Below are 14389 nucleotides of genomic sequence, written 5' to 3' on the forward strand. Positions count from 1 at the left end.
ACGGGAGGATCGGAAGACATGCGTGGCACAACAGTCCCACCGGGGACACCCTGCTTGCCGCCCCGCAATGGCGAACCCCCGATGCACCGGCTGGAGACGTGTGACGGGATGCCGTTCGAGATGGGCACGTTCGACGCGCTCGGCCCGCTTTCGCACGCGCCTTTCCCGCACCGGCACACGTTCCACGAGATCGTGTACGTGACGCACGGGACCGGCACGCACGTCGTGGACATGGCCAGATGGGACCTCGAACCGCCGCACCTGTGCGTGATCGTGCCCGGTCAGGTGCACCACTGGGAGAACGTGACCGACCTCGACGGGCTCGTGCTGCTGTTCACCGACGACTTCCTCGTCGACCACCCCGCCGACCGGGACCTGCTGCACAAACTCAGCGAACGGCCGTGGCTCACCCTCGACCCGCAGGCGCACCAGCGGATGATGCCCCTGCTCGACGAGATGCACGAGGAGTTCAAGGAACGGACCGAGTCCGTACTCAGGGCCCTGCTGCACGTCATCGTCACCAGGGCGGGCAGGCTGACCGAGGCCGCCGGGCCGTCCCCGGTCAGGGCCAACGCGGTCGCGCAGAAGTTCATGAAGCTGACCGCGCACACCGAGCTGTGGACCGTGCGCGAGTACGCCGAGCAGATCGGGGTCACGCCCGGCTACCTCACCGACGTGATCAGGAACGCCACCGGGCGCACGCCGTCCCAGCTGATCAGGGAGACCAGGATCAGGGAGGCCAAACGGCTGCTGATCAGGACCGATCTGACCGTCCGGCAGATCTCGCAGCGGATCGGGTTCACCGACTCCGCCTACTTCTGCCGGTTCTTCCGCCGCGAGACCGGCGACAGCCCCGGTGACTTCCGGGAAAAACACCATGACTGGCCGCACCAGTCCATCGTCAACGAGAAACCGGCTACCTAGGTTGGTTGTCACTGTCCCACGCGCCCACAAGGACCCCGAATGGACAACCGACCCAGCCGGAAGACGGTGTTGCGCGCAGCGCTCGCCGCCGGTGTGGCGGTGCCGGCCGCGTTACTCGCGGTGCCGGCACTCGCGCGCACCAGTTCCGGTGCGCCGCCGCTCACCCCTGCTTGTGACGACGGCGACGACCCCACCCCACAACAAACCGAAGGCCCGTACTTCAAGCCGAACTCACCGCAACGGACCTCACTGGTGCAACCAGGCACCGTGGGCACACCGCTGACGGTGTCCGGCTACGTCTTCGGGCTCAAGTGCCAGCCGATCGCCAACGTTCTGCTGGACTTCTGGCAGGCCGACAACAACGGTGCCTACGACAACACCGGATTCCGCTTCCGCGGCCACCAGTTCACCGACGCCAACGGGGCGTTCAAGCTGACCACGATCGTGCCCGGCCTCTACCCCGGCCGCACCCGGCACATCCACGTGAAGGTGCAGGCACCCAACCGTCCGGTGCTGACCACCCAGCTGTACTTCCCCAACGAACCCCGCAACAACACGGACTCGATCTTCGACCCACGCCTGCTGATGACGGTGCGCAACGCCGGCAGCGGACGTGAGGCGGCGTTCGACTTCGTGTTGAACGTGCCACAGAGCCCACCGACGACCACCCCGCCACCCGGCGGCGGGACCTGGGCGGCAGGCACGTCGTACACCGCCGGTTCCCGCGTGACCCACAACGGTATCGGTTACGTGTGTCTGCAAACGCATGTGGCACAACCAGGCTGGGAACCTCCGGTGACCGCCGCGCTGTGGCGGGCCGAGTGATGCGCCGGACACCAGCAGCGGCTCGACCGCGATGTAGGCGTGGTGGCGGTCTGGGATATCCGCGGTTCTGACACGTGCGTTCGGGGTGGCCGGTGTGTGGGCGCGCATGCCGGCCACCTTCGACCGCGCTGATTCGTTCACCACGACCGGCGTGCCGCACGGTGGACGCGGCAACGGACGGTAGGCGTGCCCTGCCCCTCCGTTACCCCAACGCGGCGTTCCGCGGCGACGATGGCCCGCGTCGCGGCGTTGCCGCGTAGTCATCCGTGTCCGCTGATCCGGCGGGCGCGGTCGTGGTGAGCTCGGACGAGGCAAGTCGTGGCCGTGTGCGTGGCGGCAACCAAGGAGGGTGCAGGATAGCCGCCTCGCACGCGGACTCGATCTCGTCCGGCCTGGCCGGGGTGCCGTGGCCTAGCACAGCGGGCCGGCGGCACCCCGGCCGTTTGGCCCGTGCCTATGTGGACTTGTTCTTCGCCGCCAGCCTGGCCTGGACCTCCGGCCTGCGCAGCGGCGGCACAGTGGTGGGCGGCTGCCGCCGCGCGGGCAGCGTGTCCAGCAGGCGTGTGGTGATCTCGGCGATCTCGGCGACGGCCTGCTCGAACGCCTCCCTGGTGGCATCCGACACCGACTGCACACCGCTGACCTTGCGGACGTACTGCCGAGCCGCCGCCTCGATCTCCGTGGGCGTCGCGGCTGGCTCAAGACCACGCAATGTGGTGATGTTCCGACACATACGGCCAGCATATGACGTGTAGCAGGGCTACACCCGGGGTAACTTCCGATCATGATCGAAGCTGCGCGGGTGACCGATGTGCTCGACGGCCGGTGGCCACAACTCCGCCGTGAGCTGCGGGAACGCCTGGCCGAGAACAAGGCGGCGGACACCGCCCGGCTGGACATGGACGCCTACCGCGCGCTGGTGACCGATCAACTGCGCGAACTCGCCGGCGCCCGGCACGCCCGGCTGGGGTTCGGCCGCGCGCACGGCGGCGAGGGCGACATCGGCGGCTCGGTCGTGTCGTTCCAGGTCCTCGGCTACGGCGACCTGTCGCTGATGGTCAAGGCCGGTGTCCAATGGGGACTGTTCGGCGGCGCGATCCAGATGCTGGGCACCGAACGCCACCACGCCCGCTACCTGCCGGACGTCATGTCGCTGGAGCTGCCCGGCTGCTTCGCGATGACCGAGAGCGGGCACGGCTCGGACGTGCAACACCTGCGTACCACCGCGCGGTACGACAACGGCGAGTTCGTCGTGAACACACCGGACGACGACGCCCGCAAGGACTACATCGGCAACGCCGCCCGCGACGGCCGCACAGCGGTGGTGTTCGCGCAGCTGATCCTCGATGACCGCTCGTACGGTGTGCACGCGTTCGTCGTGCCGATCAGGCACGCCGACGGCCGCCCGATGCCGGGCGTGCGGATCGGGGACTGCGGGCCGAAAGCCGGCCTGAACGGCGTGGACAACGGCCGGTTGTGGTTCGACAACGTCCGTGTTCCCAAGGAGAACCTGCTCAACCGGTACGGCGACGTCACCGACGACGGGCAGTACACCAGCTCGATCGAGAGCGACAGCCGCCGGTTCTTCACCATGCTCGGCACGCTGGTCCGCGGCCGGATCAGCGTGGCGGGCGCGGCGGGCAGCGCGACGCAACGCGCGCTGACGATCGCCGTGCACCGCGCGCAGTCCCGCCGCCAGTTCCGCAGACCGGACTCGGACACCGAGATCCAGCTGCTGGACTACCTGGCCCACCAACGGAAACTGCTGCCCGCGCTGGCCAAGTCCTACGCGCTGCACTTCGCACAGGACGAACTGGTGCAGATGCTGCACGAGGTGCAGGGCACGCCCGAGCCCGACCCGATCGCCCAGCGGCAGCTGGAATCCCGCGCCGCGGGGATCAAGGCCGTGGCGACGTGGCACGCCACCCGCACGATCCAGACCGCCCGCGAGGCCTGCGGCGGCGCGGGGTATCTCGTGGCGAACGTGTTGCCGGTGCTGAAAGCGGACACCGACGTTTTCACCACGTTCGAAGGCGACAACACCGTCCTGCTGCAACTGGTCGCGAAAGGACTGCTGACCGACTACCGCGACAACTTCGCCGACCTGAGCCCGTTGGCGACGGCTCGTCTGGTGGCCGAGCAGCTGATGGGCAGTGTGCTGGAACGGATCGCGGCTCGTCAGGTGATCGCCCGGTTCGACGACGACGATCTGCGGTCCCGTGCGTGGCAGCGCAGCCTGTTCGAGGACCGCGAGCAGCACGTCCTGTCCGGCCTGGCGGGACGGCTGCGGGCCGCGGCCTCGTCGGGCACCGACCCGTTCGACGTGTTCAACGACGTGCAGGACCACGTGCTGCTCGCCGGGCGCACCCACATCGAGCGGCTCGTGTTCGACGCGTTCGACGCCGCGGTCGGGCAGTGCGCCGACGAGGAGGTCAAGGCACTGCTCGGTCAGGTTCTCGACCTCTACGCGCTGGCCACGATCGAGGAGGACCGCGCGTGGTTCCTCGAGCACGGCCGGATCACGCCCGCCCGTGCCAAGAAGGTGATCGCCGAGGTCAACGCGCTGTGCAAGCAGCTGCGGCCGCACGCGGTCACGTTGGTCGACGCGTTCGCGATCCCACGCCAGTACTTGGCGTGACAGCGCTACTGTGGTCCTTTGTGGATCGCCACACCGTGCCGCGGCGCTCGTACTCGAGGACCTCCTCGACGAGCAACGCCATCTCCGGGCCACGTAAGCGTTCCACGAGCCACACGCCAAGGTCGAGCCCGGACGTGACACCGGCTGACGTGACGAGGTCGCCGTCGTCGACCACCCGCCCGCCGACCACCCGTGCGCCCAGCGCCGCCAGGTCGCCCTTGGCGACGTGGTGCGTCGTGCAGGGGCGGTCGGTGGTGAGGCCTGCGGCGGCCAGCAGCAGCGTTCCCGTGCAGACGGCGGCCAGGACCAGATCCGGGCGTTTGGCTCGTGCCAGCGCGTTCGGCAGTGTGCCGCAGTGGATCTGTTCGTCCACAGCGGACCCTGGACCGTAACCACCGCCGGGGACCAGGATCAGGTCGGCCGTTTCCGGGGACCACGGACAGCCGACCGTGATCTCCGCGCCGGATGCCGTGGTCACTGTGCCGGGGCCGTCGGCGCTGACGTAGGACAGCCGGATGTCGTCCAGCACACCGAAAGCCGCCAGCACGCCGGTGAAATCCTGGTCCTCGGCACCGTCGTACAGCACTGTCTGAACTCGCAGAGACAAGTCGGATCCCTTCTCCAACGGCAACGGGCACAGCGAGTATGTCCGTGGCCACCCGGACCGAACAGTGGCGAGGTCGCCCCCTTTCCCTAGGATCTGGCCATGCATGTCGTCGCCGTACTCGCCGTTGACGGCGTGGTCGGCCTTGAGCTGACCATCCCGTGCCAGGTCTTCGGAATCACGCCCGGATACGAGGTGCGGGTCTGCGCCCAGCGCAGCGCCGCTGCCACCACCGCCGGGCGGGAGGACTTCCGGGTCGTCTCCCGCTACGGCCTGGCCGACGCCGAGGACGCGGACACGCTCGTCGTGCCGGGTGCCGATCCGGGGCTGCCGCCGAATCCCCGAGTCCTGCGGTTGTTGCGTGCGGCTGCGGCTCGTGGGGCGCGTGTGGCGGCGATCTGCACGGGCGCGTTCACACTCGCGGCGGCGGGCCTGCTGGACGGCCGACGGGCAACGACGCACTGGATGCTCGCCGGACAGCTCGCCGAGTCCCACCCGGATGTGACGGTCGATCCTTCGGTCCTGTTCGTCGACGACGGGCAGATCCTCACATCAGCCGGGGTCGCGGCCGGTCTCGACCTGTGCCTGCACCTCGTGCGGCGTGACCGTGGCGCGGCGGTCGCGGCCGGCACCGCCAGGCAGATCGTGATGCCGCCGCAGCGCTCGGGCGGGCAGGCCCAGTTCATCGAGCACCCCGACCCCGCAGGCGCCGACGCGGGCGACCTGGCTCCGACTCTGCGGTGGATGCGGGAGAACCTCACGTCACCGATGACTCTGGCCGACATCGCCGCCGAGGCGACCATGAGCACGCGCACGCTCTCGCGGCGGTTCCGGGCGCAGACCGGCACGACACCGTCGCGCTGGCTGCTCGACCACCGCCTGCAACGCGCGCGGGAACTCCTCGAGACCACGGACCTGGCCGTCGAGCGCGTCGCGCGGGAGACCGGCTTCGGCTCGGCCGAGACCCTGCGGGTGCACTTCACCGAGCACGTCGGCACCAGCCCGAGGGCCTACCGGGGCACCTTCCGGGCCGAAGCGGCCAGGCGCGTCCCGTAGGTCATCGCAGCCGGGCGGCCGGCGCGGTGAACGCGATCGGCACCTTGCGGTTTGATACCCCCCAGGGGTATAAATCCGACGTGACCGCGTCCGTTCCGGGTACCCGTAGGGGGTAAGGTGGAACCGACCGGTCCGGATGACCGCGAACCTCAGCCCAGAACAGGACTGACCGATGAACACAGCCACGAGGCTCACCGTCTACGGTGCGGCGCTCGCCCTGGTCGCCACAGGCGCGTGGGCGATCGGCACTGCTGTCGGTCCCGTGAGCGACGCGGCGGGCACGCCCGCGGCGCCCCACACGGACACCCACGGCACCACCGTCACGGCGGGCTCCGAGGGACCCGACGGCCTGGCGTCGGCCAAGGACGGCTACATCCTCCAGCCGACCGGCACGACGTTCACCCCGGGGACCACCACTCCGTTCAGCTTCCGGATCACCAGGAGCGACGGCACCGCGCTGACCGCGTACGACGTCGAGCACGACAAGCGCATGCATCTGATCGTCGTACGGCGTGACCTCGCCGGGTTCCAGCACGTGCACCCCGAGATGGCGCCGGACGGCACGTGGACCGTCCCGCTGACGCTCACCCAGGCGGGCAGCTACCGCGCGCTGGCCGACTTCAAGCCGACCGGCGGCAAGAAGCTCACGCTCGGTGTCGACCTGGCCGTCCCCGGTGTCTTCCAGCCGGTCTCCTACCGCGACTTCCGCGTGTCGGCCATCGACGACTACGAGGTCTCGCTCGAAGGCCAGCTCGTGCCCGGCCGTTCCTCCCGGCTCATGCTGACCGTCCGCCGCAACGGCCAGGACGTCACCGACCTGCAGCCGTACCTGGGGGCGTATGGTCACCTCGTGGCGCTGCGCGTCGGCGACTTGGCCTACCTGCACGTCCACCCGGACAACACAACCACCGCCGGGCCGAACATCACGTTCTTCGCCGAGGTCCCGTCGAGCGGCAAGTACCGGCTGTTCCTGGACTTCAAGCACGGTGACAAGGTGCGCACAGCGGACTTCACGCTGAGCACCGGCAGCACGAACGCCCCGGCCCCGCCCGCGCCGCCCGGTCAGCAGGGGCACGGCGACGACGGCCACGGCCACTGACACCGGAAAGGAGAGTTCCCATGGCAGTTCCCACGACACCGTCCGAACTCCTCGCCGGTCAGCAGATCGAACTGGCCATCAGCGGGATGACGTGCGCCTCATGCGCCAACCGCATCGAACGCAAGCTGAACAAACTCGACGGCGTGACCGCGACGGTCAACTACGCCACCGAGAAGGCGAAGGTCACGTTCCCCACCGAGGTCGACCCGGCCCTGCTCGTGCAGACGGTCGAAGCCGCCGGGTACGGCGCGGAGCTGCCGCAGCCTGCCAAGCAGGACGAGGCCGAGCCGGACGACCCGCTGCGCTCGTTGCGGCAGCGGCTGATCGGCGCGACCGTGCTGTCCGTGCCGGTGATCGCGCTGGCGATGATCCCGGCGCTGCAGTTCACGTACTGGCAGTGGATCTCGCTGGCGCTGGCCGGGCCGGTGCTGGTGTGGGCGGCGTGGCCGTTCCACCGCGCCGCGTGGCAGAACCTGCGGCACGGCGCGGCCACAATGGACACCCTCATCTCGATGGGCACGCTGGCCGCGTTCGCCTGGTCGTTGTACGCGTTGCTGTGGGGCAGCGCGGGTGTGCCGGGCATGACGCACCCGTTCGAGCTGACCATCCAGCGGATGAGCGGCGACGGCAACATCTACTTCGAGGTCGCCGCGGGCGTGACCACGTTCATCCTGGCGGGCCGGTACTTCGAGGCACGGTCCAAGCGCCGCGCCGGCGCCGCGCTGCGGGCGTTGCTGGAGATGGGCGCGAAGGACGTCGCCGTGCTGCGCGACGGCCGCGAGGTACGCGTCCCGGTGGACACGCTGGCCGTCGGCGACCGGTTCGTCGTCCGGCCGGGCGAGAAGATCGCGACCGACGGCGTGATCGAGGTCGGCAGCTCCGCGGTCGACGCGAGCATGCTGACCGGCGAGTCCGTCCCGGTCGAGGTCGGCGCGGGCGACAAGGTCGTCGGCGCGACCGTGAACGCCGGTGGACGGCTGGTCGTGCGCGCGACGCGGATCGGCGCGGACACGCAACTGGCGCAGATGGCCAAGCTGGTGGAGGACGCGCAGACCCGCAAGGCCGGCGTGCAGCGGCTGGCCGACCGGATCTCCGGGGTGTTCGTGCCGATCGTGATCGCGCTGGCCGTCGGCACGCTGGGCTTCTGGCTGGGCGCGGGCGGTTCGACCGCCGCCGCGTTCACCGCGGCGGTGGCCGTGCTGATCATCGCGTGCCCGTGTGCGCTCGGGCTGGCCACGCCGACCGCGCTGCTGGTCGGCACGGGCCGGGGCGCGCAGCTCGGGATCCTGATCAAGGGCCCCGAGGTGCTGGAGTCCACGCGCCGGATCGACACCGTGGTGCTGGACAAGACCGGCACGGTGACGACCGGTCAGATGTCCCTTGTGGACATCCACGTGGCCGGTGGCGTCGCCGACGAGGAAGCGCTGCGCCTGGCGGGTGCGCTGGAAAACGCCTCGGAGCACCCGATCGCACGGGCGATCGCGACCGCGGCGATCGACGAACTCGGTGACCTGCCTGACGTCGAGGACTTCAAGAACCTCGAAGGCCTTGGTGTGCAGGGCGTCGTCGAGGGCAAGGCGGTCGTCGCCGGGCGCACGGCCTTGCTGGCCGACTGGAGCCAGCAGTTGCCCGCGGAGCTCGCCGAAGCCAAGGCGGCGGCGGAGAAGGACGGCAAGACCGCGGTCGCGGTCGGCTGGGACGGCCGGGCGCGAGCCGTGCTCGTGGTCGCGGACACCGTCAAACCGACCTCCGCCGAGGCGGTCCGCAAGCTGCGGGCGCTCGGGCTCGAACCTGTGCTGCTCACTGGCGACAACGCGGCCGTGGCCAAGGCGATCGCCGCCGAGGCCGGCATCGACGAGGTGATCGCCGAGGTCCTGCCCAAGGACAAGGTCGACGTGATCAGCGGGCTGCAGGCCGACGGCCGGGTGGTCGCGATGGTCGGCGACGGCGTGAACGACGCGGCGGCGCTGGCCCAGGCCGATCTCGGCCTGGCGATGGGCACCGGCACCGACGTCGCGATCGAGGCGAGCGACCTGACGCTGGTGCGCGGCGACCTGCTCGCCGCCGTGGACGCGATCCGGCTGGCCAGGCGGACACTCGGCACCATCAAGGGCAACCTGTTCTGGGCGTTCGCCTACAACGTGGCGGCGTTGCCGCTGGCGATGGCCGGACTGCTCAACCCCATGATCGCGGGCGCGGCGATGGCGTTCAGCTCGGTGTTCGTGGTGAGCAACAGCCTGCGGTTGCGCGGTTTCCGCTGATCAGAGCCCACCCGTGTACCGGTACGGGGTAAACTTGCCGGCCAGTGGGCTACGAGGGAGACAAAGGGACATGCGGGGATACACCGGAGACAAGGACGCGTTCCTCAAACGCCTGCGGCGCATCGAGGGCCAGGTCCGCGGACTGCAGCGGATGGTCGAGAACGACGAGTACTGCATCGACGTGCTGACCCAGATCTCCGCCGCGACCAAGGCGCTGCAGGCCGTGTCGCTCGGCCTGATGGACGAACACCTCAAGCACTGCGTGGCCGAGGCGATCGCGCAGGGCGGCGAGACCGCGGACGAGAAGGTCCGTGAGGCCAGCGAGGCCATCGCCCGCCTCGTGCGTTCCTGACCCCCATCCGGCCGGATGTCCGGGCCTTCGCGCTGTCAGCCGAAGGCCCGGACGTCACGCGGTGAACGCGGCAGCACCTCGTAGTGGGTGTCGAACTGCCCGCTCAGCCCGGTCACCACGACGACCTGGCCGAGCTCGAGGGGACCGACGTCGATCCCGGTCTGGGTGTTGACGAAGATCTGCACCTCGCCGGATCCGTCGTCGATCCAGAACTTGTGGCCGTACGGCAGATCGCTGATCGGCGCCTGGCTGATCCGGCCGGCGACCCGCACCAGCAGCCCCTCGGTCCGTTCACCCACTCGTGCGGTCGGCACCCACCGCGGGGTCACGTGCGGTCCGGTGCGGCCGAGGTCGACTTCGGACGCGACCAGGACGAGGAACCCGAAGCTGTCCTTCAGCGTGCCGGTGACCCTGGCACGCCGGCCGGGAACGGCGTCCAGGTTGCCCGGGGTGCTGACGTAGATGCCCGCACCCGCGTCCTGCAGGCCGAACCCCTTGTCGAAGAAGCTGGACTCGAACGCACCGGACGGGGTCGTCACGGTGCCGCTGACGGTCACGACCGTGCCCGGGGGCTGCGTCCGCGCCTTGGCGATGGAGGACACCGCAGTCGCCGGTTGGGAGGCGACTGCGGGCGGCGCGACCAACGTGAACGTCATCAGACTGGCGAACAACAGCGTGCGGAAGGCCATTGGCCCACCCTATGCACTTCCCAGGATGTCCAAGTAGTGCTGGTTGTACATGACGCCCAGGACGTTGCCGAACGGGTCGGTCACGGACGCGGGCACGAAGCCGGGGCCGCGTTCGATCGGCGCCTGGTGCGGCTTGGCGCCGAGCCCGACGAGCCGTTCGAACGCGGCGTGCACGTCGTCGACGTGCCAGTAGACGATCGGGCCGCCCGCGTCCTTGTCCGCGTCCGGCGAGAACTTCGCGTCGACGATGCCCAGTTCGTGCTGGTAGTCGCCGATGCGGAACTCGACGTAGGCGGGTTTGCCGTCGACTTCGCGGACGAAGTACGGCTCGACGCCGAGCACCTGCGTGTACCAGGCCACGGCGGCGGGGACGTCGTCGGCGTACAGGTTGACGGTGGCCATTCCTCGCAACATCGTGCACTCCCCTGATCCGGCGATTCGGTGATGTCACCAGCTTGATCGCCAAAGTGCTCACCTGCTGAGCACTTTTCAGGCCAAGGTCCGGAATTCTCCGGGGAACCCGGTCCAGCGCAGGTCAGGGGGCAGGTGCCCCATGTCGTTGAACACGAGCAGCGACGGCACCTGGCCCGGGGTGTACCGGATGACGCTGAGTGCCGCGTTGGCGTGGTTGAGCGCGAGCCACCGCCACGGCGGCGCCTCCTGCGCCTGGTTGACCAGCCACCCAGCCAGGTAGTTGTGGGTGACGAGCAACTCGTAGCGGTCCTGCTCGCCGTCGGCCGGGCCGGTGAACCGGGCGGTGGCCTCCTTGAGCAGTTTCGCGCCGCGCTGGCGTTCCAGGATCGTGAACTCCTTGAGGAAGCTGAGCAGCACGCCGGCGGAGTCGGCCGGCAGTTCGGCGCGGCCGGGGCAGTACGGCAGGTAGTCGCCCGCCGCGTCCGAGACGTGCGTCGGCACGTCGCCGAGGTGATCGGCCACCAGCTTTGCCGTCTGCTCCGCCCTGGCCAGCGGGCCGTGGTGGATCGCGTCGAACGGCACCTGTTTGAGCCGGTCACCCAGCAGTGCGGCCTGGCGACTGCCCGCATCGGTCAACGCCGACTCGTCCGGCAGTGCTTCCCCGTGCCTGGTCAGAAAGAGGTAGCGGCTGCCCATGGTGTCCTCCCAGTTCGCGACGCCTGCGTTCAGGTGGACGTGTCGCCGCTGGATCGGTTGCGCAGTGATCACCCGGGTACGGTTGTGACGTGGACGCGTCCGCGACAGAGCTGATCGCCAGGGCCGTGATCCGGCGCGACAACCGCGTGCTGCTGGCGAGGGAACGGTCGGCGCGGTGGTTCTTCCTGCCCGGCGGCCACGTGGAGCCCGGCGAGCGCGTCGAAGTGGCGCTGCTGCGCGAACTGGACGAGGAACTCGGGACCGGGGCGACGATCGAGCGGTTCCTCGCACTGGTCGAGTACGGCTACGTCAGCGACGGTGTCGCCCACCACGAAGTCAACGTCGTCTTCGAGGTCGGCATCGCCGATCCGGACCCGGTGGGCCAGGAGGAGCACATCGAGTTCCACTGGCTGCCGCTCGACCGGCTCGCGGACGCCGATGTCCGGCCGCACCCGGTGAAGGACGTGTTCCTGCCCGGTGTCACGCCGTTCTGGCGCGCGTGGCCCGGCCGGACTGCCTGAGCTGCTTCAACGTGTAGCCGTTGCCCGCTGGATCCAGTGGCCGCGTGGCCTGCTTGAACAGGTACTCGGCACGGGGGTACGACAGGCGTCCGCGTCCGGTTTCCGGGCAGATGTCCTGTGGTGCGGGCATTCGCGCCGGAACCGGGCGCCGGTCGGCGAGGAACAGCGGGCCGCGGGCGCGGCCGTCGGTCAGCAGCGCCAACAGTCTCGCCGTTTCCGAACGCCAGCTGACCCAGTCCCGGCCCGTGCGGGCCCGGCGGTCGGCGAAGTCGATGTCCTCCACGTTCAACGACAACACCGTTGTCACCGCGGCGCCGGATTCGTGCAACAGGCGCCACAATGTCCGTTCGCGCACCGCCACTTCCAGACCCCACACCAGTTCCAGCCGCACCGGGTCCAGCTCGGCCTGCTGGGCAGGCGGTTCAGTGCGCCGCTCGACGCCGCCGTCCAAGCCGGGCATCGACGCCCACGCGCCGAACGAACGGATCGCTGCGCGGTGCCGGTTCCACGTCTTGGCCGCCGCACCCTGCCACGCCGTGGCGAAGACCCTGGCCACGTGGTCCGCGGTCAGCGACGCCAGCGGCAGCCGCTCCCCCAGCGCCCGGCACAGCCGCCGCACGGTTTGGCTGTACGAACGGATTGTCGCCGTGTCCAAATCGGAGCGGGCCAGGAACTCCCGTGCCGCTTCGCCGAGTGTCGGTCCACTCGTCACCGGGACGATGGATGCCGCGCGGCGCACCAGGAACGCCCGTTCGGCCGCGTTCATGGTCAACGCGGCGGCACGTTCGTACTCCAGGCGGGCTTCGTCGTACCGGCCGACTTGTTCGAGCAGGTCACCCCGGACGCTGGGCAGCAGGTGGTAGTCGCGCAGCGCCGGGTTGCCCGCCAGGCGGTCGACGAGGTCCAGACCCGCTTGCGGGCCTTGGGCCTTGCCGACCGCGACGGCGCGGTTGAGCCGCACGACCGGTGTCGGCAGCAGCCGGACCAGTGCCGTGTAGAGGTTCGCGATCTGGACCCAGTCGGTGTCGTCGGCTGTCCTGGCCTGGGCGTGGCAGATGGCGATCGCCGCTTGCAGGACGTAGGGCCCCGGCGTGCCACCGATGTCACGGGCCCGCAGCATCGCGGTGAAGCCGCGGCGGATCAGCACCGGGTCCCAGCGACCGCGGTCCTGCTCGTGCAACTGGACCGGTTCGCCTTGCGGGCCCGTGCGGGCGGCCTGCCTGGACGCCTGGATCTCCATCAGCGCCACCAGGCCGTGCACCTCGGCCTCCCGCGGCGCGAGCGTGGCCAGCATCCGGCCGAGCCGCAACGCTTCCAGGCACAGTCCCGGCCGCATCAGGTCGTCGCCGGACGTGGCCGAGTAGCCCTCGTTGAAGATCAGGTAGACGACTTCGAGCACGGCGGTGATGTCGGCCGACGGCGATCGTTCACGCGCGGCCAGTGTCCGTTTGGCCACGGCGATGCGCTGGGTGACGTTGAGCTCGGTGGTCAGCAACGCCCTGGCGATCTCCGCCGCGCTCAGGCCGCCGAGCAGCCGCAGTGTCAGCGCGGCACGGTCGCGGGCGGGCAGGACGGGATCGCAGGTGATGAACATCAGCCGCAGGACGTCGTCGTCCCGCGGCTGCTCCTCGTCGTGATCGCGGACGAGGCCGGCTTGCTTGCTCTCGGCGAGTCTGGCGCGCCGGATGTGGTCCACCGCGCGGCGTTTGGCGATGGCCATCAGCCAGGCGCCCGGGTTGTCCGGGACGCCTGACCGCGGCCACTGCTCCAGTGCGGCGACGAGCGCGTCCTGTGCCAGTTCCTCGGCCAGTCCGACGTCGTGCACCATCCGGGTCAGCCCGCCGATGATCTTCGCGGCCTCGAGTTTCCAGACCGCGTCGATCGCCCGGTGGGCGTCGGTCACCCGAACACCTGGTGCACCCGGCTGACGCCGTTGCCCGTGATGGCGAAGAACCGGCGGGCGACCTCGGTCAGCTCGTCCTGGTCGCGCAAGTCGACGAGTGCGAAGCCGCCGACGGTTTCCTTGGCCTCGGCGTACGGGCCGTCGGTGACGGTGATCTCGCCGTCCTCATAGGTCATCTGCGTCCCGGCCGGGTCGAGGCCGCCGCTGGCCACCAGGATCCCGGCCGCCGACAGTTCCGCGACGAACTTGCCCATCTCGGTGAACATCTTCTCGTCGGGCGTGGCCTCGTTGTCGTCCCGCATGGTCATCATCAGGTAGCGCATCGGTCGGTCCTTTTCTCGGTGTTCGGGTCGGTGAGGTGTTTCGCCCCCACGTCGAACCGCACAAGTGACAGGGAATGTACCCGT

The 14389-nt window shown here is 69.8% G+C and carries 15 protein-coding genes; 8 read left to right on the plus strand and 7 right to left on the minus strand.

The features are described 5' to 3' along the window. The first annotated feature begins 81 nt into the window (after positions 1-81). A complete protein-coding gene (locus tag AOZ06_RS31785) occupies positions 82-924 on the plus strand; it encodes a helix-turn-helix domain-containing protein (RefSeq protein WP_218921814.1) in 843 nt (280 codons plus the stop codon). A gap of 39 nt (positions 925-963) precedes the next feature. Further along, a complete protein-coding gene (locus AOZ06_RS31790; protein ID WP_054292761.1) occupies positions 964-1749 on the plus strand; it encodes a dioxygenase family protein in 786 nt (261 codons plus the stop codon). A 454-nt stretch (positions 1750-2203) separates the two neighbouring features. Here AOZ06_RS31790 and AOZ06_RS31795 read toward each other — a convergent pair whose 3' ends face one another. Continuing rightward, complete coding sequence (locus AOZ06_RS31795; protein ID WP_054292762.1) at positions 2204-2482, minus strand: DUF2277 domain-containing protein; 279 nt, start codon at positions 2480-2482, stop codon at positions 2204-2206. A gap of 51 nt (positions 2483-2533) precedes the next feature. Between AOZ06_RS31795 and AOZ06_RS31800 the strand changes: the two genes are divergently transcribed. Next, on the plus strand, positions 2534-4387 hold the full coding sequence (locus AOZ06_RS31800; protein WP_054292763.1) for an acyl-CoA dehydrogenase family protein: 1854 nt from the start codon (positions 2534-2536) through the stop codon (positions 4385-4387). On the opposite strand, the gene AOZ06_RS31805 is transcribed toward AOZ06_RS31800, so the two are convergent. After that, positions 4341-4994, minus strand: coding sequence for a DJ-1/PfpI family protein (locus AOZ06_RS31805; protein WP_225952953.1), 654 nt, complete (start codon positions 4992-4994; stop codon positions 4341-4343). The two genes, AOZ06_RS31800 and AOZ06_RS31805, sit on opposite strands and share 47 nt — an antisense overlap. Positions 4995-5093: 99 nt before the next feature. Here AOZ06_RS31805 and AOZ06_RS31810 point away from each other — a divergent pair, with 99 nt between their 5' ends. The 4 genes from AOZ06_RS31810 to AOZ06_RS31825 all read left to right on the plus strand — a co-directional run bounded on the left by AOZ06_RS31810 (position 5094) and on the right by AOZ06_RS31825 (position 9759). Then, positions 5094-6047: a GlxA family transcriptional regulator gene (locus AOZ06_RS31810; protein WP_054292764.1), complete on the plus strand. Its 954-nt coding sequence runs from the start codon at positions 5094-5096 to the stop codon at positions 6045-6047. Positions 6048-6219: 172 nt separating this feature from the next. Continuing rightward, positions 6220-7146, plus strand: a complete 927-nt coding sequence (locus tag AOZ06_RS31815; RefSeq protein ID WP_054292765.1) for a hypothetical protein — start codon at positions 6220-6222, stop codon at positions 7144-7146. A 20-nt stretch (positions 7147-7166) separates the two neighbouring features. Next, the gene (locus tag AOZ06_RS31820; RefSeq protein WP_054292766.1) at positions 7167-9407 is read left to right on the plus strand and encodes a heavy metal translocating P-type ATPase; all 2241 of its coding nucleotides are present in this window, start codon (positions 7167-7169) and stop codon (positions 9405-9407) included. Between the two features lie 70 nt (positions 9408-9477). Beyond that, positions 9478-9759, plus strand: a complete 282-nt coding sequence (locus AOZ06_RS31825) for a metal-sensitive transcriptional regulator (protein WP_054292767.1) — start codon at positions 9478-9480, stop codon at positions 9757-9759. Between the two features lie 35 nt (positions 9760-9794). On the opposite strand, the gene AOZ06_RS31830 is transcribed toward AOZ06_RS31825, so the two are convergent. From AOZ06_RS31830 to AOZ06_RS31840, 3 genes are all read right to left on the minus strand, one after another. Further along, a complete protein-coding gene (locus AOZ06_RS31830; RefSeq protein WP_054292768.1) occupies positions 9795-10448 on the minus strand; it encodes a hypothetical protein in 654 nt (217 codons plus the stop codon). 9 nt (positions 10449-10457) lie between these two features. Continuing rightward, entirely contained in the window at positions 10458-10862 is a 405-nt protein-coding gene (locus tag AOZ06_RS31835) for a VOC family protein (protein WP_054292769.1), read from the minus strand. 75 nt (positions 10863-10937) lie between these two features. After that, positions 10938-11630: a histidine phosphatase family protein gene (locus AOZ06_RS31840; protein ID WP_236951807.1), complete on the minus strand. Its 693-nt coding sequence runs from the start codon at positions 11628-11630 to the stop codon at positions 10938-10940. Positions 11631-11647: 17 nt separating this feature from the next. Between AOZ06_RS31840 and AOZ06_RS31845 the strand changes: the two genes are divergently transcribed. Further along, on the plus strand, positions 11648-12079 hold the full coding sequence (locus tag AOZ06_RS31845) for an NUDIX domain-containing protein (RefSeq protein ID WP_054292770.1): 432 nt from the start codon (positions 11648-11650) through the stop codon (positions 12077-12079). On the opposite strand, the gene AOZ06_RS31850 is transcribed toward AOZ06_RS31845, so the two are convergent. Both AOZ06_RS31850 and AOZ06_RS31855 read right to left on the minus strand, forming a co-directional pair. Further along, the gene (locus AOZ06_RS31850) at positions 12039-13982 is read right to left on the minus strand and encodes a DUF6596 domain-containing protein (protein ID WP_054292771.1); all 1944 of its coding nucleotides are present in this window, start codon (positions 13980-13982) and stop codon (positions 12039-12041) included. The genes AOZ06_RS31845 and AOZ06_RS31850 overlap by 41 nt on opposite strands. Further along, positions 13979-14305: a YciI family protein gene (locus AOZ06_RS31855; RefSeq protein ID WP_054292772.1), complete on the minus strand. Its 327-nt coding sequence runs from the start codon at positions 14303-14305 to the stop codon at positions 13979-13981. Before AOZ06_RS31855 ends, AOZ06_RS31850 begins: the two co-directional genes overlap by 4 nt. Positions 14306-14389 lie beyond the last annotated feature (84 nt).

The organism is Kibdelosporangium phytohabitans, from assembly GCF_001302585.1.
In the GTDB taxonomy this organism is placed as follows: Bacteria; Actinomycetota; Actinomycetes; order Mycobacteriales; family Pseudonocardiaceae; genus Kibdelosporangium; species Kibdelosporangium phytohabitans.